This window comes from Obesumbacterium proteus (assembly GCF_001586165.1).
Classification (GTDB): domain Bacteria; phylum Pseudomonadota; class Gammaproteobacteria; order Enterobacterales; family Enterobacteriaceae; genus Hafnia; species Hafnia protea.
The window spans coordinates 2,055,706-2,076,546 of the sequence record NZ_CP014608.1 but is presented as its reverse complement, the minus strand read 5'-3'; the positions used below and the strand labels follow the sequence as shown (position 1 = coordinate 2,076,546).

19 protein-coding genes, 2 tRNA genes and 1 pseudogene are annotated in these 20,841 nt (G+C 50.5%); 9 read left to right on the top strand and 13 right to left on the bottom strand.

Annotation, left to right across the window (positions count from 1 at the left end):
- Positions 1 to 6: 6 nt before the first annotated feature.
- Positions 7 to 1,488, bottom strand: a complete 1,482-nt coding sequence (locus tag DSM2777_RS09695; protein WP_061553834.1) for a peptide MFS transporter — start codon at positions 1,486 to 1,488, stop codon at positions 7 to 9.
- 328 nt (positions 1,489 to 1,816) lie between these two features.
- Here DSM2777_RS09695 and DSM2777_RS09690 point away from each other — a divergent pair, with 328 nt between their 5' ends.
- Together DSM2777_RS09690 and DSM2777_RS09685 are read left to right on the top strand one after the other, a co-directional pair.
- Entirely contained in the window at positions 1,817 to 2,998 is a 1,182-nt protein-coding gene (locus DSM2777_RS09690) for an ABC transporter substrate-binding protein (RefSeq protein ID WP_061555369.1), read from the top strand.
- A gap of 152 nt (positions 2,999 to 3,150) precedes the next feature.
- Positions 3,151 to 3,240 (top strand) — tRNA-Ser (locus DSM2777_RS09685).
- Positions 3,241 to 3,322: 82 nt separating this feature from the next.
- On the opposite strand, the gene DSM2777_RS09680 is transcribed toward DSM2777_RS09685, so the two are convergent.
- Positions 3,323 to 3,748: an organic hydroperoxide resistance protein gene (locus tag DSM2777_RS09680; RefSeq protein WP_025801873.1), complete on the bottom strand. Its 426-nt coding sequence runs from the start codon at positions 3,746 to 3,748 to the stop codon at positions 3,323 to 3,325.
- Positions 3,749 to 3,973: 225 nt separating this feature from the next.
- On the opposite strand from DSM2777_RS09680, the gene DSM2777_RS09675 reads away from it, so the two are divergent.
- A tRNA-Ser gene (locus tag DSM2777_RS09675) sits at positions 3,974 to 4,063 on the top strand.
- A 114-nt stretch (positions 4,064 to 4,177) separates the two neighbouring features.
- On the opposite strand, the gene DSM2777_RS09670 is transcribed toward DSM2777_RS09675, so the two are convergent.
- The 5 genes from DSM2777_RS09670 to DSM2777_RS09650 are packed head-to-tail and all read right to left on the bottom strand — an operon-like array spanning position 4,178 to position 7,945.
- Positions 4,178 to 6,262 carry a heavy metal translocating P-type ATPase gene (locus tag DSM2777_RS09670; RefSeq protein ID WP_234560050.1) on the bottom strand — a complete coding sequence of 695 codons (2,085 nt, stop codon included), beginning with the start codon at positions 6,260 to 6,262 and terminating at the stop codon, positions 4,178 to 4,180.
- Positions 6,259 to 6,594 carry a YtxH domain-containing protein gene (locus tag DSM2777_RS09665; RefSeq protein ID WP_174521852.1) on the bottom strand — a complete coding sequence of 112 codons (336 nt, stop codon included), beginning with the start codon at positions 6,592 to 6,594 and terminating at the stop codon, positions 6,259 to 6,261. Before DSM2777_RS09665 ends, DSM2777_RS09670 begins: the two co-directional genes overlap by 4 nt.
- Positions 6,581 to 6,895 carry a magnetosome protein MamC family protein gene (locus tag DSM2777_RS09660; protein WP_046457736.1) on the bottom strand — a complete coding sequence of 105 codons (315 nt, stop codon included), beginning with the start codon at positions 6,893 to 6,895 and terminating at the stop codon, positions 6,581 to 6,583. Before DSM2777_RS09660 ends, DSM2777_RS09665 begins: the two co-directional genes overlap by 14 nt.
- Positions 6,879 to 7,601, bottom strand: coding sequence for a YtxH domain-containing protein (locus tag DSM2777_RS09655; protein WP_046457737.1), 723 nt, complete (start codon positions 7,599 to 7,601; stop codon positions 6,879 to 6,881). Before DSM2777_RS09655 ends, DSM2777_RS09660 begins: the two co-directional genes overlap by 17 nt.
- 11 nt (positions 7,602 to 7,612) lie before the next feature.
- Entirely contained in the window at positions 7,613 to 7,945 is a 333-nt protein-coding gene (locus DSM2777_RS09650; protein WP_046457738.1) for an HMA2 domain-containing protein, read from the bottom strand.
- A 249-nt stretch (positions 7,946 to 8,194) separates the two neighbouring features.
- On the opposite strand from DSM2777_RS09650, the gene DSM2777_RS09645 reads away from it, so the two are divergent.
- The 3 genes from DSM2777_RS09645 to dauA all read left to right on the top strand — a co-directional run bounded on the left by DSM2777_RS09645 (position 8,195) and on the right by dauA (position 12,086).
- A complete protein-coding gene (locus DSM2777_RS09645) occupies positions 8,195 to 8,560 on the top strand; it encodes an HMA2 domain-containing protein (RefSeq protein ID WP_046457739.1) in 366 nt (121 codons plus the stop codon).
- Between the two features lie 182 nt (positions 8,561 to 8,742).
- Positions 8,743 to 9,219 carry a heme-degrading domain-containing protein gene (locus tag DSM2777_RS09640; RefSeq protein ID WP_061553832.1) on the top strand — a complete coding sequence of 159 codons (477 nt, stop codon included), beginning with the start codon at positions 8,743 to 8,745 and terminating at the stop codon, positions 9,217 to 9,219.
- A 1,160-nt stretch (positions 9,220 to 10,379) separates the two neighbouring features.
- The gene (gene dauA / locus DSM2777_RS09635; RefSeq protein ID WP_061553831.1) at positions 10,380 to 12,086 is read left to right on the top strand and encodes a C4-dicarboxylic acid transporter DauA; all 1,707 of its coding nucleotides are present in this window, start codon (positions 10,380 to 10,382) and stop codon (positions 12,084 to 12,086) included.
- Positions 12,087 to 12,163: 77 nt separating this feature from the next.
- Here the strand turns inward: dauA and kdsA are convergent, their stop codons facing one another.
- The 6 genes and pseudogenes from kdsA to hemA all read right to left on the bottom strand — a co-directional run bounded on the left by kdsA (position 12,164) and on the right by hemA (position 17,672).
- Positions 12,164 to 13,018, bottom strand: coding sequence for a 3-deoxy-8-phosphooctulonate synthase (kdsA, locus tag DSM2777_RS09630; protein ID WP_004090343.1), 855 nt, complete (start codon positions 13,016 to 13,018; stop codon positions 12,164 to 12,166).
- A gap of 161 nt (positions 13,019 to 13,179) precedes the next feature.
- Positions 13,180 to 13,989 (bottom strand): invasion regulator SirB1, encoded by an 810-nt coding sequence (gene sirB1, locus DSM2777_RS09625; RefSeq protein WP_046457742.1) that lies wholly within the window; start codon positions 13,987 to 13,989, stop codon positions 13,180 to 13,182.
- Positions 13,986 to 14,383 (bottom strand): annotated as a pseudogene (locus DSM2777_RS09620) (SirB2 family protein). Before DSM2777_RS09620 ends, sirB1 begins: the two are co-directional and overlap by 4 nt.
- Positions 14,384 to 14,442: 59 nt before the next feature.
- On the bottom strand, positions 14,443 to 15,279 hold the full coding sequence (gene prmC / locus DSM2777_RS09615) for a peptide chain release factor N(5)-glutamine methyltransferase (protein WP_061553830.1): 837 nt from the start codon (positions 15,277 to 15,279) through the stop codon (positions 14,443 to 14,445).
- On the bottom strand, positions 15,279 to 16,361 hold the full coding sequence (gene prfA / locus DSM2777_RS09610; protein ID WP_025801849.1) for a peptide chain release factor 1: 1,083 nt from the start codon (positions 16,359 to 16,361) through the stop codon (positions 15,279 to 15,281). The genes prmC and prfA overlap by 1 nt, the downstream gene beginning before the upstream one ends.
- Before the next feature lie 33 nt (positions 16,362 to 16,394).
- Positions 16,395 to 17,672 (bottom strand): glutamyl-tRNA reductase, encoded by a 1,278-nt coding sequence (hemA, locus tag DSM2777_RS09605; protein ID WP_025801847.1) that lies wholly within the window; start codon positions 17,670 to 17,672, stop codon positions 16,395 to 16,397.
- Positions 17,673 to 18,042: 370 nt separating this feature from the next.
- Here hemA and lolB point away from each other — a divergent pair, with 370 nt between their 5' ends.
- The 3 genes from lolB (at position 18,043) to prs (ending at position 20,772) form a co-directional block, all read left to right on the top strand.
- A complete protein-coding gene (gene lolB / locus DSM2777_RS09600; protein WP_061553829.1) occupies positions 18,043 to 18,663 on the top strand; it encodes a lipoprotein insertase outer membrane protein LolB in 621 nt (206 codons plus the stop codon).
- On the top strand, positions 18,660 to 19,532 hold the full coding sequence (ispE, locus tag DSM2777_RS09595) for a 4-(cytidine 5'-diphospho)-2-C-methyl-D-erythritol kinase (protein ID WP_061553828.1): 873 nt from the start codon (positions 18,660 to 18,662) through the stop codon (positions 19,530 to 19,532). Before lolB ends, ispE begins: the two co-directional genes overlap by 4 nt.
- Positions 19,533 to 19,824: 292 nt before the next feature.
- Entirely contained in the window at positions 19,825 to 20,772 is a 948-nt protein-coding gene (gene prs / locus DSM2777_RS09590; RefSeq protein ID WP_008813270.1) for a ribose-phosphate diphosphokinase, read from the top strand.
- Positions 20,773 to 20,841 lie beyond the last annotated feature (69 nt).

The following is a 20,841-nucleotide window of genomic DNA, read 5'->3' as shown; positions in this document are numbered from 1 at the left end:
GCGGTCTTAGCAGGTCTGACGTTGTTGGGCAATTAATCGACGCAGCAGCGGAATTAACAACACCAACACCACGCCCGTGGCAACAGAACCCCAGCCCAACGCGTTGAATACGCTGCTATAGCCTGGGTTAGTCTCCAACGGCGTGCTACCGCTATTTTGTGGCATCAGCCCCGAAACATATCCGGCCAGCACGGAGGCCACGCCGGTTACCATCATCCAACAGCCCATCATCAAACCTTGATGGCGTGCCGGTGCCAGTTTGCCGATCATCGCGTAACCAATCGGCGAAATCATCAGCTCACCAAAGCTTTGCAGCACATAGCTCAACGCAATCCATTTGAATGCGACTAAACCATCACCGCCTGCAAGTTGGATCCCCAGCGGCAGAACCAGCATACCTAATCCCATGCAAAACAGTGAGGCACAAAATTGCAAAGGTATATCAATGTTTAAGCCACGTTCACGCAGGCGTTTAAACAGTAAAGCCATCAGCGGTCCGCCGACCACAATCACGACGGTATTGATGTTCTGAATCCACTGAGGCGCTACACGCAGGCCATACACATTCAGATCGATATTATGCTCAGAGAACAGCATCAGCCCCATTGGAGCCAGCTGGTATAGCGACCAGAACACCAGAGAACCCGCGGCTAAAATCAGATAGGCGACCATGCGACGACGTTCGTCGGCTTCACGATGACGTAGCGTCATAATGCACAGCATGATGAAAATCAGAATGCCGAGCACCACCACAAAATAGCTGCTGAAATCGGCGTGGGTCAGCAGAACTCGGATAATCGGCACCAATGCCACCAGCACAACCAAGCCTGCCAACATGCGCAAATAGAACGATTTGCGCGAGGCCTGCTTGAGCGGCGTGTTGATGTCCGCCAAAATTTGCCAGCGCGACAGCGTAACCAGAATGGCTACCGCGTTACCGATGGTGGCAAATAAGAATAGTGCGCGATAGTTTTCACTGAGTTGGAAGTAACCCGCGACGGCAAAACCGGCAAAAAAGCCTAGGTTCATGCCCGCATAGTTCCACAGGAATGCGCCCTCACGGCGATCGTCGTCCGGCGCAAAGCGTTGGGTTAGCATCATATTCAGGCAGGTGACGTTTAATCCGCTGCCGGTGAGGAACATCGCCAATCCCCAATACAGGCCTGATACGCCCATCTCAGCAATCATATAACAACCGATGACCTGCAATACCATACCTAAAATAAAGAGGTTACGGTTGCTCAGGCAACGGCCGCCGAGATAGCCGCCAAACAGGTGTAGACCATAGTTGAAGGCGCCAAATACGCCCATCATGGCATTGGCGTCGCTTTCACTGAATCCTAAGCGCTTGGTCGCATACAGCACCAAGGTGGAATAAAGCACGGCAAAGCCAAGCGTTGAAAAGGTTTGGATAAAGAACAGAGCACCAGAGCCAGCCGGAATGGCGCTGCGGTGTGAAGATGGTTGAATGGGTGTCGTCGAGCTCACCGCTTTCCCCTTGCTAAATGATGTTGTACACACTCTTCCTGAGAGTTACCAGAGCCTAGGCTCGGCGGGCTTGTTGGCTATTATTCCGTTATCTTTTGTTCAAGCCTCGTTCTCATTTAGCGGGATAAATATCCAAAACACCAGAATTAATGTTGTTATTTCGTCTGTTTAGTCATTATTTATCCAGTTTATTGGCGTAACTATTCACGTTTACTGGTTTTAAAAACTTACGACACCTTCATCTATATGGCTTGTATATGGCGTGAAGCTAATGTTTTTATATACAAAGGCCATTACAATCTGGTTTTCATTATTGATAAGGCTGATTATGCGTCTGCGAAATCTACTCCCTACCCTTTTGACCGGTTTGTGTTTGCTCGCGCCTGCGGCACACGCCAATACAACAGAGTCCAGCGCGGCATGGGCGCAAACTCAGCAACAGGCAAAAGGCCAAACGGTTTATTTCAACGCTTGGGGAGGCAGCACGCAGGTGAATAGCTATCTCGACTGGGCTACAGCCGAGCTGCAAACCCGCTACGGCATTACGTTAAAACAGGTAAAAGTGGCTGATATTGCCGAAACGGTCAACCGCATTCGCGCAGAGAAAGCCGCGGGTAATACCGCAAATGGCAGCGCTGATTTAGTGTGGATTAACGGCGAAAATTTCAATGCCTTAAAACAAAATGGCTTACTGTATGGCCCGTTCGCACAGGGTTTACCCAACTGGCAATGGGTGGATAAAAAACTACCGGTAACGCAGGATTTCACCGTACCTACCGACGGATTTGAAGCACCCTGGGGCGTCGGGCAACTGGTCTTTATCCATGATGTAAAAGCCACACCGAATCCTCCTGCCGATCTTTCCGCATTGCTTAATTATGCGAAAGTTCACCCAGGACGCATCACCTATCCGCGCCCTCCTCAATTCCACGGTTCCAGTTTCTTGAAAACAGCGCTGATCGGATTAACGTCTGGCGTTGCGCTAGACAAACCTGTCAATCCAGAGACATTTGCCCGAGATACCGCACCGCTGTGGGCGTATCTCGACGCCCTGCATCCGTTCCTGTGGCGACAAGGGAAAATCTTCCCGACCAGCGATGCCCAGATGATCCAGATGTTTAACGATAATGAGCTTGATATGGCGATTACGTTTAACCCTGGCATTGCGCCAGCGGCCATTGCCGCCGGTAGCCTGCCGCCCGATACGCAAACTTATGCATTAAATCAGGGCGCGCTTACCAACGTGCATTTTTTAGCGATCCCCTTCAACGCACGCGCTAAACCCGCTGCCGAGGTTGTGATTAACTTCCTGATGTCGCCGGAAGCTCAGGCGCGCAAGGCCGATAGCAAACAGTGGGGAGATCCTAGCGTTTTAGACGTTGAGCGTTTACCACAGGCTCAGCGTGCGTTCTTTGCCGAGCAAAAACCGCTGTTTAACGCCGTCGCGGAGCCCCATCCTTCATGGCAGGTGGCATTAGACGCTGAATGGCAAAAACGCTACGGACACTAGTAGGGTGTTGTAAAAGACGCCAGCTATCGTTGAGGAAAACAACAATCTGCTGATTGTTTAGCTAAACAGTTGGTTTTGATAAAAATAAAGTTGACGCATCACGCTGTTTTCCCTACATTAGCGCCCATCGCAACGGCGACGTCGCGATAAACGGTGAGGTGTCTGAGTGGCTGAAGGAGCACGCCTGGAAAGTGTGTATACGCGAAAGCGTATCGAGGGTTCGAACCCCTCTCTCACCGCCATTTTCTAACAAAAAGCCCTGAATGAAAATTCAGGGCTTTTTGCTTTTTGTCATTTAGACGCTCGTACTAACGTACTGAATAGTTAGATGACGTTCAGCTTCACATCAATATTGCCGCGGGTAGCGTTGGAATATGGGCAGACCTGATGGGCTTTTTTCACCAGATCTTCGGCCACGCTGCGTTCAACACCTGGCAAACTGATATCCAATTGAACCTCAATCCCAAAACCTCCTGGAATTTCACCTATTCCCACGGTGCCTTCAATCTGTGCATCGGCGGGAACTTTGACCTTCTCTTTTGAGGCTACAAATTTCAGCGCACCGAGGAAACAGGCCGAATACCCTGCGGCAAAGAGCTGCTCTGGATTGGTCACCGCCCCGCCTGCGCCGCCCATTTCCTTTGGTACGCCCAACTTCACATCTAACACGCCGTCAGATGAGGTAGCACGACCATCTCGGCCGCCGGTGGCTTTCGCTTTTGCACGATAGACAACTTTTTCAATCGACATAACGTTTTCCTTTTGGCTGATTAGAGAATTGTGGCTTGGTAACTTTCATTTGGTCACTCACTTGCATTTGGTAACTGTAGTACATCTCGACCAAGGATGATGTCAGAGCACTCTGATTGGCTATTCCCTCGCCATACGCACGGTTTTACTGAAATTATTCTTGACCCTGTGAGGGTGAATCCCTATAGTAGCGCCCCGTTGCAGTGCATAGCACGGCAACAAAACGGTGAGGTGTCTGAGTGGCTGAAGGAGCACGCCTGGAAAGTGTGTATACGCGAAAGCGTATCGAGGGTTCGAACCCCTCTCTCACCGCCATATTCAATAAAAAAGCCCCGAATGAAAATTCGGGGCTTTTTTGTATCCAAAATTTAAGTCGGCGTATTACTCTCGGCCTCACACTATTGTGTCAGGCCGAGAATCGTTAGCCACCTACTTTCCAGCGTTTTTAGCTGCCAAAGAGCGCAATAGCACTCCCAACGTAGTACCGTTATGCAGCAACGCACTAGCGGTTGGCGTTAACCAGCCCAGTGCCGCAGCCAGCATAATGGAGCTGTTCACCCACTCCGTCAGACGAATATTGCTGTTGACCAGCTTCATCGCTTCTAAAGAGAGCTCACGCGCAGCCACAATACCGTGCAGGTGATCCTGCAACAGCACGGCGTCTGCCGCCTGCTGAGCCAGTTCCGTGCTCTGGTTCATGGCTAAGCCTACGTTTGCCTGCGTTAGCACCGGAGCATCGTTGATACCGTCGCCGACGAACAAGACTCGGTGTCCCTGCTCCTGTAATTGACGCACAACGTCAACTTTGCTTTCTGGCGTTGCCTGCGCATAGAAGCTGTCAATGCCCAATTCTGCGGCTAATTGCTCCGCTTTCTCCGCTTTATCACCGGTTAACAACACAACGTTGTTGATGCCATGTTCGCGCAGCTGTGCAATCACCTGAGCAGCCTCTTCACGCACGTTGTCCTGTAGACCAATCATGCCGACGAGCTGATTATCTAAACCAATAAACAGAAGATGACGACCTTGTTGTTCCAGCTCGGCGATTTCATCCGCATACGGAGCGAAATCGATATCATAGTGACAACTGAGGAAGTGACGGCTACCAATGACCATTTGGTGATCGTCCAACTCGCTCAACAAGCCATGGGCAATCACGTATTCCACTTCGCCGTGGTTAATGTGCGGCAATTCGTGATGTTCTGCCGCCGCTACCACCGCTCGTGCCAATGGGTGATTGCTGTGCTCTTCAACCGAAGCAGCAATGGCCAGCAAACGCTCAGCCCACGTGCGCTCAGGATCGAAGCTCACCACATCGGTCACCAGCATGTCGCCATGCGTGAGCGTACCTGTTTTGTCAAAGACGACGGTATCAACCGCGGCCAATTGCTCGATTGCACGACCCCCTTTCAGCAGCAGGCCATTGCGCGCCGCACGATACATGATCGACTTGAACGCAATTGGCGTACTGAGCTTCAGCGCGCACGAGTAATCGACCAAGAATACCGAGGCCAAACGCTGCCAGTCGCGAGTCATCGCAAATACCGCCGCGCCCACGCCCATGGTGATCGCCACGCGGCGATCGGCCATTTCCTGCGTGACCTTCTGCGTCTCGCTACGCTGACTTAGCGAATCAGTGATAAAGCGACGAATATTGGCCGTGGAAGAATCATCACCAACGCGCTCCGCTCGCACGGCGATATTGCCATCTTGAACCTGCGTACCGGCGTAAATCCATGCACCGACCTCGCGGCGAACGGGAACGCCCTCACCGGTCATCGATGCTTGGTTAATCAAACCGACGCCGCGAATAACGGTGCCATCGGCGGGGATATTATCGCCCGGCCCCAATAGCATCACATCACCGTTCACTAAGGCTTCAGACTGAATTTCAACGCTCTGCCCATCACGTTCCACCCACACCGGATGCTCACGCGGCTGCATGAGGCTCGCCAGCAACGCGTCAGAATGACGGCTGGTTTGCTGCTCCATATATTCGCCAAGCGTCAGCAGTGATTGGGTCAGCATAGCGGTACGATAATCGCCGCGCGCCATCGACAAGCCGAGCGCCAGCGCGTCTAACACTTCGACTTTCAGCTTACGCTGGGCAAGCTGATGTGCCCCTTCGCTCAACGTCGATGACGTCAGCAATAAGGTTGGCAGCGCCGCCCATTTTTTTGGCAACAGCTGAGACAGCGCTAACCCACCGATATTAAGCAGGTTATCCCCACCACAGTATTCGGTTTCGTATTCGCCTTCGGTTGTCTGCGTCCAGTCGAGGCTGCGCAGTTTGGCTAACAGCTGTTCATCGCTGGTCGCCGCCACGTCATAGGTGATGACTGCCGAACGTGCCTCAGGCCGCAGGCGTGTCCCCGTGACACCGGGGAATGAAAGCAGCTGACGCTTCAGCCATGCCGCGCAATCTGGCATGGTGCGGAGCTGAGGAACGCGCACGCGCATACGCCCTGGCAGACGGTGTACAACAACAATCATGTCAGGAGAGATAGCTTTCACTCGGCGTCCTGTTCCTTGCTGTGGTAGTAATCTAGCTCGGCCTGCAAATCTGCCAGACGCTCTTTGAGTTCCTCAACTTCGCCCCGCACGGTTCCCCATGCTTTGCTCGCCGTGGTGGTAATGCCCTGCTGAACCTGACGATTCGTCAGTAAATACGCAATGGCTGCACCTGCCACCATGCCGGTTAGCAAGTGAGTGCGTCCGTTCGCCTGACGATAGTTCGCAGGCTGAGTCGCTGCGGGCTGCGCAGGCATCTGCTGTGGATTAACGTAGCCTTGCGTATTGTTGTAGTAGTAATACGGATAACCATAAGGATAGTTAGGCTGATTCATCGTCATTTTCCTTATTTTTCATTGCGTCCATCAGATAAAGACCGGCGGCACCGGCACTGATCACGGTCAACATCGTTAAGAGTGGGCGGCCTGCCGTTGCACTAGCCACCGCCATTACGGCACCGCTGACCAAACCCGCTTTGGTGGCATCACTCACCACTTTCGCCGCCGTTTGATTCAGGCTTTTCTCGCCGTTCTGATAGCTACGCCACTGTTCAATACAGGACGTCGTCGTTCCTACCAAGGCGCCAGCAATCAATGCGCGGCTGACGGAACTTAATTCATCACGATTGTTGCTCATCCAAAGTTCCTTCAGACTCTTGCCCTTCTACCATCGCTGCGGCAGCAGGTGCAGGCTGGCGATGACGTTCTACTGACTCAGTGAAACCTTCTTTACCGGCTTTCAGCGTGTCACGGAAAATCGTGCTGCTGGTGGTTGCGGTTTCTTTAATCGTTTCTGCTCCGCTCATCACACCATCTTTCACTTTCGCGCCGCCGGTTTTCAGCAAATCGCCTGCGTTAGCGACGGTCTGCATCAACATGTTGCGTACACTTTCGTTGGTCAACAGCAGCGTGGCAGCTGCGCCGATCATCGCGCCTTTCCAGAATTCTTTATCATCGGCACCAATGGTGCTGATGATGTTTTTCAGCAAACCAGCCTGTTCGCCCATCATGCCTTCAACCATACCCTGCGCCTGTGAGCTCCAGTCAAATCCTGGGGCGGCAGCGTGGTGATGGTGATGCGGATGATGTGGGTGTGGCATCGCCTGTTGCGGTGGCATCATTGGCTGCTGCGGCATTGGGTAACCCATTGGTGGGAATCCCGGCATCATGTGCGGATACCAAACAGGCTGCTGTGGCCAGCCCATCGGCGGCTGTTGCGGCTGCGGAGGCATCTGCTGAGCAGGCTGTTGTGGCATTTCAGGCATTGGCGGGTAATACGGATAGCCAAACGGTGGATAATAAGGTGCACCCTGATTCATTGGGTTATTGTTGTCGTTACTCATAGTGTGATCCCTTATTTGCTTTCTGAATGTGAAAGAGTGGAATAAATCTGCTCAAGAGCCTGATGAGCGAGCGCATCGTCATCGCCGAAAAGCTGATTGAGCATTGCCGGTGAGATGTGCGCAGCGCTGTACTCCAGCACCAGACTTCCGGTGGCGGTATTCAGTGAATAGCTACGCAGATAGCCCTCTGGGTGGCATATTTCTTCAAGTGCAGACAGTTTGTGCTTACTCAAACCTGAAATCAGGCGGTTGGTGAAGCGCAAACGGATGCGCCCTGGAATATGATGAGCCACCTCAACAAAGCGACGCAGCGTCATGAGCCCGCTTAAATCTTCTAACTGCATGAAAAATCCCGTTCGTCATTGGCGTTCAAGTGCAAAGCACTCTGGATGTCTAGGGTTAATCTATCGTATAAAGCCATAGGTATTCACACTAAAAATAAGGTTTTAGCGGTATGTTTGCGGTCCATCAATTAATGATCGAAAGTGAGAATTGATACGTTCGGAAAGTGCGGAAAAAGTCGGCAAGGGATAGACAGAGTGATTTCATTAATATAAATTATTCTCATTACGGTTATCATGTATGAGGTCCACATGTCACCTTACCTGCACCAAACTCAAAATCGCATCCGTGTGCGTTCGGATTTTATTCAGCGCAATCCAAAGCTCGTCAAAGAAGCGATCAAACAGCTGCAAGCGACAGATGGAATTGAAGAGATCACTCACCGTCTTTATGCGGGCTCAGTGGCGATCCGCTTTGACTCCAAGCAAGTAAAAGCAGCCGCTCTGCTCGCTCAGATTGAGTCCATGGGGTGGTTGTCTGTGCAAAAAGACAAAGACTACATTGATAGCACCATCCGCCGTAGCGCTGTCTCTTTAGTGAAAGGCATAGCCATTCTGACCTTAAAGCGTACCGTGGGTGGCCCACTGGTGAGTGCCGTTACCGCCCTCGCCCGCTAATTCAGACTCTTTCTTAAACGCCGTTTCTGCCCGCAGAGACGGCGTTTTGCTATCTGGCGAAGTAGATTTTCGATGCTCACCGCTGCTGGATTAACGTTGAACGTGCTGAGTTATAACTAACCGGTCTAGCTCTACGCTATACCAACCGTTATGCTGCTATTTTTAGATGAAGGAAAACCCTAATGAATACTGAAGACGAATTAGCCCTGCTTGCCGCAGAAGAAGCCAACTTACAGTTTTCCTCATTTAATACCGATACCGCATGGAAAATTGGCTCCGCGCTGAAAGCCGAGGCAGAGCAACGTGGCGTTGCCGTGAGTATTGATATTCAGTTAGCTGGCCACACGCTGTTTCATTACGCCATGCGTGGCACATCACCGGATAACGCCGAATGGATCCGCAGAAAACGCAACGTGGTTAATCGCTTTCATAAAAGCTCTTATGCCATCGGCCTGCGTCTACAGCAACGCAACTCCACGTTAGAAGAGCGCTACGGCTTAAGTTTAAATGACTATGCTGCGCACGGTGGCTGTTTTCCGCTGATCATTAAGGACACTGGATGTGTAGGAACAATCACGGTTTCCGGTGCTCCGCAACTCGACGATCACCAGATAGTAACAACCGTAATATCTCGTTTTCTCAAGTTAACCGCTCGTTAACCAGCATGCTCACTAAAAGCAGAGATTAGCCTCATTCAGCTTCGCCATTGCTATAGCGTAATAGTCTATCGATATTGAGCAATGGCGTAGCAATAAACAACGATAGCCATCGCTAAAAATAACGCTATTCACCAGCAGCATCACGGTCGATACCAAATTCTCAGCGGGTTAGCCGTTAATATCCATAGTATCGGTCAACCATTCACACTGATATATATTAACTTTTGTCCGTTGATATATGCATACGCCATTTTACCGAACAGTCTCGGCCTGATATTTATTGCAAGAAAAATCAAATACCGACGTCCGCAAATCACGTATTAGTGGCTCATCAGATAGGTTAACCCGGAGGCACTTAGTAAAATAAAAATAAAAATCATTAAAATAAACAACTTAGCCGATAACGTATAGTTCACCCACACACTCCTTTCCTTCAAAAAACAGTTAAAACAATTGATAAATCCGCTGCTAGATCGGATAGCACATCATGAATGGCACTTAATATTTACTGGATTGAAGGTAAATAGCCGACAGTAAAATCACGATAGCCATCAACGAGAAATAGATTACCGGATAGATATCTCATGATTAAAAGTATTCAAATCATTTAGCCATCGTCGAATTCATGCGAACTTATCTTCTGATAAAAATAAATATTATCATAAGAAGCATTATGGGATTTTTATTCCACTTTTAATTACCACTAACATATTTCATTCTTTCCCGGCCTCTTTTAAGAAAGATCGCGCGGCGTCTTGGCGTCAGGTTTAATTGACTCTTTAGGATTGATAAACCTGATTTTTTTCGACTTTGAGCAAGAGTTATAGACTTTAGTCAAGGCAATCTCAGCCAACTTGGTGTAAACTGTCATGGATGGTGGTTGATTCAGTAACCTAGTTCTAGGTCTGATGAAAACAGTGGTTAGAAATTGTGCCCTTCTTTGAGATTCTGTTTCATCCGTTGTATTCCGGCTAAAAAGCGATTCGTCGCTTGAGTGATTCTTTTGTGTGAATCATAGGAGTTATCGCGTTGAAGCAAGCTTGGGGTGTACCAAAATTGTGCCCATTTTGTCACCAGCGGGAGTCCATTTGGCAAGATGCCAATGGTGTAGTCTTTGAACCTCTCTTAGGGAGCTAGGTCACTAGCTAACAATTCGTATAATGAAAACGCATAAAATTAGCGGCATCATGCCGTTTAGCGCGCTAATAGAAGCCTGCTGGCGTGAGCCTTATAACGCACAGCGCTTTGTTAAAGATATTATTGCCGGCATTACGGTCGGTATTATTGCTATTCCTTTGGCGATGGCCCTCGCCATCGGCAGTGGCGTACCGCCTCAATACGGTTTATATACCTCGGCCGTTGCGGGTATTGTGATTGCATTAAGCGGTGGTTCACGTTTTAGCGTTTCAGGCCCGACGGCTGCTTTTGTCGTTATCCTCTATCCGGTGTCACAGCAGTTTGGTCTATCCGGCCTTTTGCTGGCGACGTTGATGTCTGGGGTATTTTTACTGCTGATGGGGTTGGCTCGTTTTGGCCGCCTGATTGAATATATTCCCCTTTCCGTCACTCTCGGTTTTACTTCTGGTATTGCGATTACCATTGGTACCATGCAAATCAAGGATTTCTTCGGTTTGCACCTCGAACACGTGCCTGAAAGCTATCTCATGAAAGTCGCCGCCTTGGCGCAGGCTCTGCCTACGATTAGCTGGGCAGACACGCTGATTGGCGCAACCACGCTGGCAGTATTAATTTTCTGGCCTCGATTAGGGCTGCGTTTACCGGGGCATTTACCGGCTCTGCTAGCCGGTGCTGCCGTCATGGGGATTTTTGCGCTATTTGACACCCATGTCGCCACTATCGGTTCTCGCTTTAGCTACCTGTTAGCCGACGGCACCCAAGGCCAAGGCATACCGCCGATTCTGCCGCAGTTTGTGCTGCCGTGGAATTTGCCATCGGGAAATGGTCAGCCCATTGATTTAAGCTGGAATACGCTAACAGCGTTGATGCCAGCGGCCTTCTCTATGGCAATGTTGGGTGCCATAGAATCCCTGCTGTGCGCCGTGGTTCTCGATGGTATGACCGGGAAAAAACACAATTCTAACGGCGAACTTATCGGTCAAGGGTTAGGTAATATTGCGGCGCCTTTCTTTGGCGGTATCACCGCGACCGCGGCGATTGCGCGTTCAGCGGCTAACGTGCGCGCGGGAGCAACTTCGCCAATCTCAGCCGTTATTCACTCGCTGCTGGTGATCCTCGCCCTGCTGGTGCTCGCGCCGTGGCTCTCCTTCCTGCCACTGGCCGCAATGGCTTCACTGCTGTTGATGGTGGCGTGGAATATGAGCGAAGCGCATAAAGTGGTTTATCTGCTGCGTCGCGCCCCCAAAGACGACATCATCGTTATGCTGATGTGTATGTCATTGACGGTGCTATTCGACATGGCGATTGCTATCACCGTGGGGATTGTGCTGGCATCGCTGCTGTTTATGCGCCGTATTGCACGAATGACGCGCTTAAGCGTGCTGAGCGAATCAGCCGAAACATCAACGCTGATGCTTCGCGTTAGTGGGCCGCTGTTCTTCGCTGCCGCCGAGCGTATATTCTCTGAACTGTTGGTACAAAGCGAAGATTACAATACCATCGTCATGCAGTGGGACGCGGTTCCGGTGCTTGATGCGGGTGGGTTGAACGCATTCCAGCGTTTCGTTGAAGCGTTGCCTGAAGGGAAACAGTTGATTATCACCGATATTCCTTTCCAACCGCTGAAAACCTTTGCTCGCGCTCGAATTGCGCCAATCTCAGGCAAACTCGCCTTCTTCTCTACCCTGCCAGACGCAGTTAAGCATCTGAATGAGAGCGTAGCCTCTTAGGATTGAGTTCGTTAGAGACAAAAAAGGCACGCTTTCATGCGTGCCTTTTTTATACCCTAACTAAAATTTCAATAAAATTAGTTAGATGTATCTAGCTCTGGGAAGCTTTTCACCAGATCGTCAATTGCTTTCATCTGAACCAAGAATGGCTCAAGTTTATCAAGCGGCAATGCAGATGGACCATCGCAACGTGCATTGGCTGGATCTGGATGAGCTTCGATAAACAGGCCAGCCAAACCAATCGCCATGCCTGAACGAGCCAGTTCGGTTACCTGCGCACGACGTCCGCCAGATGCTGCGCCAAACGGGTCGCGGCACTGCAGTGAGTGTGTCACGTCAAAGATCACTGGGCTGCCTTTAGAGGCATTCTTCATCACGCCGAAGCCCAGCATATCAACAACCAGATTGTCGTAGCCGAAGTTTGCACCACGATCGCACAGAATGATTTTATCGTTGCCGCCTTCTTCAAACTTATCAACGATGTTACCCATCTGGCCAGGGCTCAGGAACTGTGGTTTTTTCACGTTGATAACCGCGCCGGTTTTCGCCATAGCTTCAACCAGGTCAGTTTGACGGGCCAAGAATGCAGGCAATTGGATCACGTCAACTACGTCGGCAACAGGCTGTGCCTGTTCTGGCGTATGAACGTCAGTGATAATCTTAACGCCGAAAGCCTGTTTGATATCTTGGAAAATACGCATACCCTCTTCCAGACCTGGGCCACGGTAAGAGTGAATAGAAGAACGGTTGGCTTTATCAAAAGAAGCTTTGAAGACGTAAGGGATACCCAGCTTTTGAGTAACGGTAACGTAATGCTCACAGATACGCATCGCCAAATCACGCGATTCCAGCACGTTCATGCCACCGAAAAGAACGAACGGCAAATCGTTCGCGACTTTGATATCACCAATGCTGACAACTTTCTGTTTCATGCTTGCGCCTTAATGTTCAAGTAACCGTGTATACCTTGTGGCTCTGAAGTCGCTGTTGCAACAGCGATAACAAAACGTCCGGCATAAGAATCAATAAATGGAGGCAAAAATAACGAATTTAAACCCCATCAGCGCGGCTGGCACTCATGGGGGAAAATAAATCAGTGCAGAACAATATTTTTCTGCTCAATGGAGTGTATCTGCACCTTAATGACCTCGGACACCGGGTCTTCTGGGCATTGTTCAACGAAGTAGCTAAGGTCAGAAACCGCAATATGATTACAATCCAGCTGCGCATAAATCAAGCCGCGGTCGCGGATTTCATACGGATCTTCGGGGTCGAACTCCAGCAAGGCTTCACAGGCGCGCAGTGCAGATTCAATCTGCTTTTCTTCCATCAGCGCGGCTTTCAGGGTGCTCAACATTTTGCGCACCACCATGCTGTTTTCCGCTTCGTCAAAGTCGGTATCTTCAAGGCTGGCCATTAAACCAAGGTTGCCCTTCAACCAAACTTCTAACGTATGCTCGTTTAGCGTCTCGCCATTGAGTGGGTTAACCAGCCACATTTCTTCATCGAGCCAATCTGCACGCATAATCAGCTGAGTGGGAAAAATGACAGGCTGCAAAGGCAAATCAAGCTGGTGTGCAATATGCAGGAAAACAATGCCTAAAGAAACCGGCGTTCCCTGACGAGAGCTAAGAACCTTATCCAGCCAGAGCGCGTCAGAAAGACGATATACGCCGCCCACGCCGCCAAATCCCCATTCATTGAAGAACAGATCGATTAACTGCTCAAGTTTCTGATCCTGATCTAATTCCGCATCGATATGCGCCAACGCCTGCTCAGACAGCTGCTGCAATGTTTCGCGCACTGTATCGGCAGGGAAATCACGACGTATAGCTTGCGAAACTAGAATAACCCCTTCGCTCAGAGGGAAGCGGTTAAACTCAAAATCAGCTATGGAACTCATACATACCCCATCAGCAACGGCATTTTCGTCATTGCCAGTTTAATAATTAAGTACAAACATACGAGTGCGGCCACGAAAGCAAAACATCTGACTTTTGGCTACGTGGTCGTTTGCCTAAAGCAACATAGCCAAGCACAACGTAAATAATAACACCGACCAGTTTTTCCGTCAGCCAAGTCCCCTGAGGGGTAAATGGATAAAATCGGGTGATAAAGACCAAGGCAATACCGGTTACAAATAGCAAGGTATCGTTCACATGTGGCGCAATCTTCACCCAACGACGCTCTATCATAGCTGAATTACGCCATTTCCAGAAGAAACGCAGAATGAATAGCACAACGCTTATTGCCACCGTCAGCAAATGCAGATGTTTTATCCCAATATAAGCTTCCATACGTTATTTCCTCTTTCTATAGTCAACGACATTGGGCACGATAAAAACGTGAGTTCCCGCTATTTGGCTATCCACTGACCGAAAGAAATCCGGTCATTGTTGCCATAATCTTTCTGCGTGGCGACCTGCACAAATCCGCGCGCGCTAAGCAGGTAACGAACGGCTTCGCCCTGTTGCCAGCCATGTTCCATAATCAGCCACCCTTCATGGATAAGATGATCGGGAGCATATTCAACAATATGGCGTAAATCTGCCAGCCCCTGCTCAGGAGCCACTAATGCGCTGGCAGGCTCAAAGCGAACATCGCCCTGCGAAAGATGCGGATCGGCTTCATCAATATAGGGCGGATTACTCGCAATGAGCGCAAACTGCTGCCCTGCCACCGGCTCAAACCAGCTTCCTGTGACAAATGAAGCATTAGTGAGGTTTAGACGTGTTGCGTTACGCAATGCAAGTGCCGCGGCATCCGCTGAGTAATCAACGCCGATGAACTGGCTATCGGGTCTTTCACTGGCGAGTGCCAAGGCAATAGCGCCCGTGCCCGTCCCTAAATCCAGCACTCGACAGGCCGTTGCGGGCAATAGCGAGAGCGCTTTTTCCACCAAGCATTCGGTATCTGGACGCGGGATCAGCGTCGCCGGTGACACTTCTAGCGGAAGCGACCAAAACTCGCGTTCGCCAACCAGATAAGCCACCGGTTCACCCCGTTCGCGGCGTGCCAGTAGCTGCTCTAGCTGTTGTGCCTGCTCTGGCGAAAGTGCGGTTTCGCCGAACGCTAAAATATAGCTACGTGTTTTGCCAGTGACAAAACCCAGCAGGATCTCAGCGTCACGCTTAGGGCTTTCACCGGTAGACAGCCTGTCAATCGCCTGTTTTAGCCACTGGTCAAATCGCATCAGTCTTGCTCAGAAAGTGATGCCAGCTGATCCGCTTGGTATTCTTGAACAATTGGTTCAATCAGCGAATCCAGTTTTCCTTCCATCACTTCATCCAGACGATAAATTGTCAGGTTGATACGGTGGTCGGTCACACGCCCCTGCGGGAAGTTGTAGGTGCGGTTACGGTCAGAACGATCGCCGCTGCCTAACAGGTTGCGACGCGTAGACGCTTCTTCCTGTTGGCGCTTAGCCATTTCAGCCGCACGAATACGCGCACCTAACACCGACAACGCTTTCGCTTTGTTCTTATGCTGAGAACGTTCGTCCTGACACTCAACCACGATGCCGGTTGGTAAGTGGGTAATACGAATCGCTGAGTCCGTGGTGTTAACGTGCTGTCCACCCGCGCCCGATGAGCGGAAGGTATCAATACGCAAATCGCCTGGGTTAATATCCGGCAATTCAGCTTCTGGAATTTCTGGCATTACCGCAACGGTACAGGCAGAAGTATGGATACGGCCTTGCGATTCCGTTGCCGGTACGCGCTGTACACGGTGGCCGCCAGATTCAAACTTCAAGCGACCATAAGCACCTTCGCCAATGACTTTGGCAATCACTTCTTTGAAGCCGCCGTGTTCACCTTCGTTGGCGCTCATCACTTCAACTTTCCAGCGGCGTGCCTCGGCATAGCGGCTGTACATGCGGAACATATCGCCCGCAAACAATGCGGCTTCATCCCCGCCGGTTCCGGCGCGAATTTCTAAATAGCAGCTACGCTCATCGTCAGGGTCTTTCGGTAACAGCAGAATTTGCAGCTGTTGCTCTAAGTCGGCGATCTGATTTTTTGCTTCGGAAATCTCTTCCTGCGCCATTTCACGCATTTCAGGATCGTCTAGCATCAGCTCAGCCGTGGCGAGATCCTCCTGTACCTGTTGCCAGGTCTGGAAACAACGAGTGACGTCGGTCAACTGCGCGTACTCGCGTGACAGCGCGCGGAAACGGTCTTGGTCGGCAATCACTCCGGCATCTCCGAGGTGCGCCTGCACCTCTTCGTGACGCTCTTGTAATGCTTCTAGTTTGGCAACGATAGAAGGCTTCATGCGTGGCTATTTACCCGTATGTAATAAGAGGAACTAATTTTGGTCCAGCCCGAGACTGTCGCGCAACACCTGTAATTTTTCGATGTCGCCGTTACTCGCGGCCTGCTGGAGGGATTTGGTTGGTGCGTGAATCAGTCGATTGGTTAGCCGATGCGCCAATTTATGGATGACGGTTTCAACATCGGCACCCTGTGCAATCGCGGCCAGCGCTTCTGCTTCCGCTTCGGCGCGCATTTGATCGGCCTGTGAACGATAATCTCGGATAGTTTCCACCGCACCTTGGGCTCGTAGCCAGGCCATAAAATTGGCACTTTCCTGCTGCACAATATGCTCAGCCTGAACGGCTGCGGCTTTGCGCTGGGCAAGATTGCTTTGAATGATCGAATGCAAATCATCGACGCTATACAAATAGGCGCTGGCTAATTTACCGACTTCCGGCTCAATATCACGGGGAACCGCGATATCAACGAACAGCATCGGCTGGTTACGGCGAGCTTTAAGCGCGCGTTCAACCATGCCTTTGCCGATGATCGGCAACGGGCTTGCGGTAGAACTAATGATGATATCGGCCTGCGCCAAACGCTCATCGATTTCGGGTAACGTAATCACTTCCGCGTTAACCTCATCCGCCAACGCCTGAGCGCGCTCACGGGTGCGGTTAGCAATCATCATATGCCGCACTTTATGTTCACGCAGATGACGCGCCACCAGCTCGATGGTTTCACCCGCGCCAACCAACAGCACATTGACTTCAGAAAGCGATTCAAAGATCTGGCGCGCCAGCGTACAGGCGGCAAAAGCCACTGAGACGGCGCTCGCGCCGATATCTGTTTCAGTACGTACACGCTTGGCGACCGAGAACGTTTTTTGGAACAGACGCTCAAGGTCAGCAGACATCGACTGCTCACGTTGAGATTCCGTATAGGCCTTTTTGACCTGCCCTAAAATTTGCGGCTCGCCCAATACCAAAGAGTCCAATCCACTTGCTACACGCATCAAATGGTTCACGGCATCGTTATCTTGATACCAATAGAGGCTCTTATTGACTTCGTCAGGGGACAGTTTGTGGTAAGCGCACAGCCAATCAACGATCTGTTTATGCAGATCCTGCGGCGGCACATCTTCCGGTTGCTCCATGCTGAGATACAGCTCGGTGCGGTTACACGTAGACAGCACAACGCCAGCCTGCACCAGAGGTTGCTGGCGTAAGCTTTCAATAGCATGGTTCAGTGTTTCAGGTGAAAACGTCACCCGCTCACGGAGTGCTACCGGTGCAGTTTTGTGATTGATTCCAAGTGCAAGCAGGCTCATGACAAATCGTCGAATAGTATCGCTTCAGATACCCTAGATAATTCGCGTTGCAGGCAGGCGGCGAGAGAACGAATCCCGATGGGCTTACATCAAGTAAGTGATTCGGGTGATTGAACGCAGCCAACGCACGTGCAGCTTGAAGTATGACGGGTATATTCGTTTATTTATGTGGGCATTCTACTTGATGCGCGAGATCAATAAAAGCCACACGAAATAGGGATGTATCTTATTGAATCAATTTCCCTGACTTTTACCCTTAATATTTGCTACACGACACGCAGAAAGCATTGACGCTGCTAGATAAGACCGCTAGCGTTAACCGCAATGATCATTCTCCGCTCCACCCTCGAGAATCTGAACGGACAACCCGATGCAAAAACTAAAATTACTTAAATTACTGCCGCTTAGCTGTGTTTTATTGGCCGCCTGTAGCACCACGCAACACAAAGGCCCTGCCGGTAGCCCTACCGCACCACAGTGGCGCGAACATGAGTCTCAGGTTCAGAAAATCGCCGAGTACCAAACTCGCGGTGCTTTTGCCTATCTTTCCGATAAGCAAAAAGTATATGCCCGCTTCTTCTGGCAACAGACGGCACCCGAGCGTTATCGACTGCTGCTGACGAATCCGCTGGGCAGCACTGAAATGGAATTAAACGTCATTCCGGGCGTGGTGCAACTGACAGACAATAAAGGCAAGCGCTATGTCAGCGATAACGCTGATGAAATGATCCAAAAACTGACCGGCATGCAAATTCCACTGCAAAGCCTGCGTCTATGGATGCTGGGCCTGCCGGGTGACGCAACAGATTTCACCCTCGATAGCCAGTATCGTTTGCAAGATCTGACTTACAGCAAAGATGGCCTCACCTGGAAAGTGAACTACCTGAAATATGATCCTGACAGTAAGCCCTCTCTGCCTGCTCAGTTAGAAATTACGCAGGGTGAACAGCGTATCAAGCTCAAAATGGATAATTGGACGCTGCAAAAATGATGTCTACCACCCGCGTTTGGCCCGCGCCAGCCAAGCTAAACTTATTTTTATACATTACGGGCCGTCGTCCAGACGGCTACCATAATCTACAAACGCTGTTTCAGTTTTTGGATTATGGCGATCGCCTCACCATCACACCGCGTAATGACGGTCAGATCAATTTGCTCACGCCCATCGACGGCGTGCCAAATGAGCAAAACCTGATTATTCGGGCAGCAAAGCTTCTGCGTGATCATTTGCCTGAACGCTTCTCGCACTGTGGTGCGGATATTGCGCTAGAAAAGATCATTCCGATGGGAGGAGGTCTTGGTGGCGGTTCGTCCGATGCGGCAACCGTACTCGTGGCACTCAATACATTATGGCAAGCCAATCTCAGCGACAGCGAGCTGGCAAAGTTAGGTTTAACGCTCGGCGCGGATGTACCTATTTTTGTTAATGGCTTTGCATCTTTTGCAGAAGGTGTTGGCGAATTGTTACATCCCGCACATCCTGAAGAAAAATGGTACCTTGTTGCACACCCCGGTGTAAATATTCCTACCCCTGCGATCTTCGGCGATCCGGAGCTGAAAAGAGATACTCCTGTACGGTCTTTGCAGGAACTTCTCCGTATTCCGTATGCAAATGATTGCGAACTTACCGCAAGAAAACGTTTCCGTGAGGTTGAACAGGTCATTTCATGGCTGTTACAATACGCGCCGTCGCGTCTGACTGGCACAGGTGCTTGTGTGTTTGCTGAATTTGACACCGAGTCTTCTGCCCGTCAGGTGCTTAGCAGAGCCCCCGAGTGGATCAAGGGTTTTGTTGCGCGTGGCGTTAATACCTCACCGTTACACCTTGTCCGCTCAGAGCTTATTGAGTCCGTAAAATGATTTTTACGTTTGATGCGCCCTGCTTGATACGCGTTTTAAGTATCAGCAACGCATCAATAGCGCGAACTATGAGCACAATTTAGCGCAAGTAGCCACGTTTTGACTCGGCCATTTGTCTTGTTTGGCAAATGAAGAGAACTTAGACATATTCAACGTGATGTGCATCCGCTGCCACTGCTTTGAATATTTGAGTTCTGAAACACCCGTAGGGTATTGCAGCACGCTATCACCACCCCCTGTTTAACGTGTCTGTACTGCCAACTTCTCTGGACGCAAGCCTGAGGTTCTTCTCGTGCCTGATATGAAGCTTTTTGCTGGTAACGCTACCCCGGAACTAGCACAACGTATTGCCAACCGTTTGTACACCAGCCTTGGTGACGCCGCTGTAGGTCGTTTTAGCGACGGCGAAGTGAGCGTACAAATCAACGAAAATGTACGCGGTGGTGATATTTTCATCATCCAGTCCACCTGTGCACCAACCAACGATAACCTAATGGAACTGGTTGTTATGGTTGACGCGCTGCGCCGCGCTTCTGCCGGCCGCATTACCGCAGTTATCCCTTACTTTGGCTATGCTCGTCAGGACCGCCGCGTGCGTTCTGCGCGTGTGCCAATCACGGCGAAAGTCGTGGCTGACTTTTTGTCAAGCGTAGGTGTTGACCGCGTTCTTACCGTGGACCTGCATGCTGAACAGATTCAAGGCTTCTTCGACGTGCCGGTAGACAACGTATTCGGTAGCCCGATCCTGCTGGAAGATATGCTGCAACAGAATCTGGAAAACCCAATTGTGGTTTCTCCAGATATCGGTGGTGTGGTTCGCGCCCGTGCTATCGCTAAACTGCTTAACGATACTGATATGGCTATCATCGACAAACGTCGCCCTCGCGCTAACGTTTCTCAGGTGATGCACATCATCGGTGACGTTGCAGGCCGTGACTGCGTGCTGGTTGATGACATGATCGACACCGGTGGTACGCTGTGTAAAGCCGCTGAAGCACTGAAAGAACGTGGTGCTAAACGTGTATTTGCTTACGCAACCCACCCTATCTTCTCTGGCAACGCGATCGACAACATCAAAAACTCTGTGATTGATGAAATCATCGTCTGCGATACCATCCCTCTGTCTGACGAAATCAAGGCGCTGAAGAAAGTTCGCACCCTGACTCTGTCTGGCATGTTGGCTGAAGCTATCCGCCGTATCAGCAATGAAGAATCTATCTCTGCGATGTTCGAACACTAAGATCTCGTTCAACATGCAGCAAAACGGCGGAGAAATCCGCCGTTTTTTGTTTGCACTGGGTAGGACGCA

Coding starts and splice junctions, on each gene's coding strand:
- DSM2777_RS09690 (WP_061555369.1), top strand. CDS start 1,817: ATGCGTCTGCGAAATCTACTCCCTACCCTTTTGACCGGTTTGTGTTTG.
- DSM2777_RS09680 (WP_025801873.1), bottom strand. CDS start 3,748: ATGTCGATTGAAAAAGTTGTCTATCGTGCAAAAGCGAAAGCCACCGGC.
- DSM2777_RS09665 (WP_174521852.1), bottom strand. CDS start 6,594: ATGAATCAGCCTAACTATCCTTATGGTTATCCGTATTACTACTACAAC.
- DSM2777_RS09660 (WP_046457736.1), bottom strand. CDS start 6,895: ATGAGCAACAATCGTGATGAATTAAGTTCCGTCAGCCGCGCATTGATT.
- DSM2777_RS09655 (WP_046457737.1), bottom strand. CDS start 7,601: ATGAGTAACGACAACAATAACCCAATGAATCAGGGTGCACCTTATTAT.
- DSM2777_RS09650 (WP_046457738.1), bottom strand. CDS start 7,945: ATGCAGTTAGAAGATTTAAGCGGGCTCATGACGCTGCGTCGCTTTGTT.
- DSM2777_RS09645 (WP_046457739.1), top strand. CDS start 8,195: ATGTCACCTTACCTGCACCAAACTCAAAATCGCATCCGTGTGCGTTCG.
- DSM2777_RS09640 (WP_061553832.1), top strand. CDS start 8,743: ATGAATACTGAAGACGAATTAGCCCTGCTTGCCGCAGAAGAAGCCAAC.
- dauA (WP_061553831.1), top strand. CDS start 10,380: ATGAAAACGCATAAAATTAGCGGCATCATGCCGTTTAGCGCGCTAATA.
- kdsA (WP_004090343.1), bottom strand. CDS start 13,018: ATGAAACAGAAAGTTGTCAGCATTGGTGATATCAAAGTCGCGAACGAT.
- sirB1 (WP_046457742.1), bottom strand. CDS start 13,989: ATGAGTTCCATAGCTGATTTTGAGTTTAACCGCTTCCCTCTGAGCGAA.
- prmC (WP_061553830.1), bottom strand. CDS start 15,279: ATGCGATTTGACCAGTGGCTAAAACAGGCGATTGACAGGCTGTCTACC.
- prfA (WP_025801849.1), bottom strand. CDS start 16,361: ATGAAGCCTTCTATCGTTGCCAAACTAGAAGCATTACAAGAGCGTCAC.
- hemA (WP_025801847.1), bottom strand. CDS start 17,672: ATGAGCCTGCTTGCACTTGGAATCAATCACAAAACTGCACCGGTAGCA.
- lolB (WP_061553829.1), top strand. CDS start 18,043: ATGCAAAAACTAAAATTACTTAAATTACTGCCGCTTAGCTGTGTTTTA.
- ispE (WP_061553828.1), top strand. CDS start 18,660: ATGATGTCTACCACCCGCGTTTGGCCCGCGCCAGCCAAGCTAAACTTA.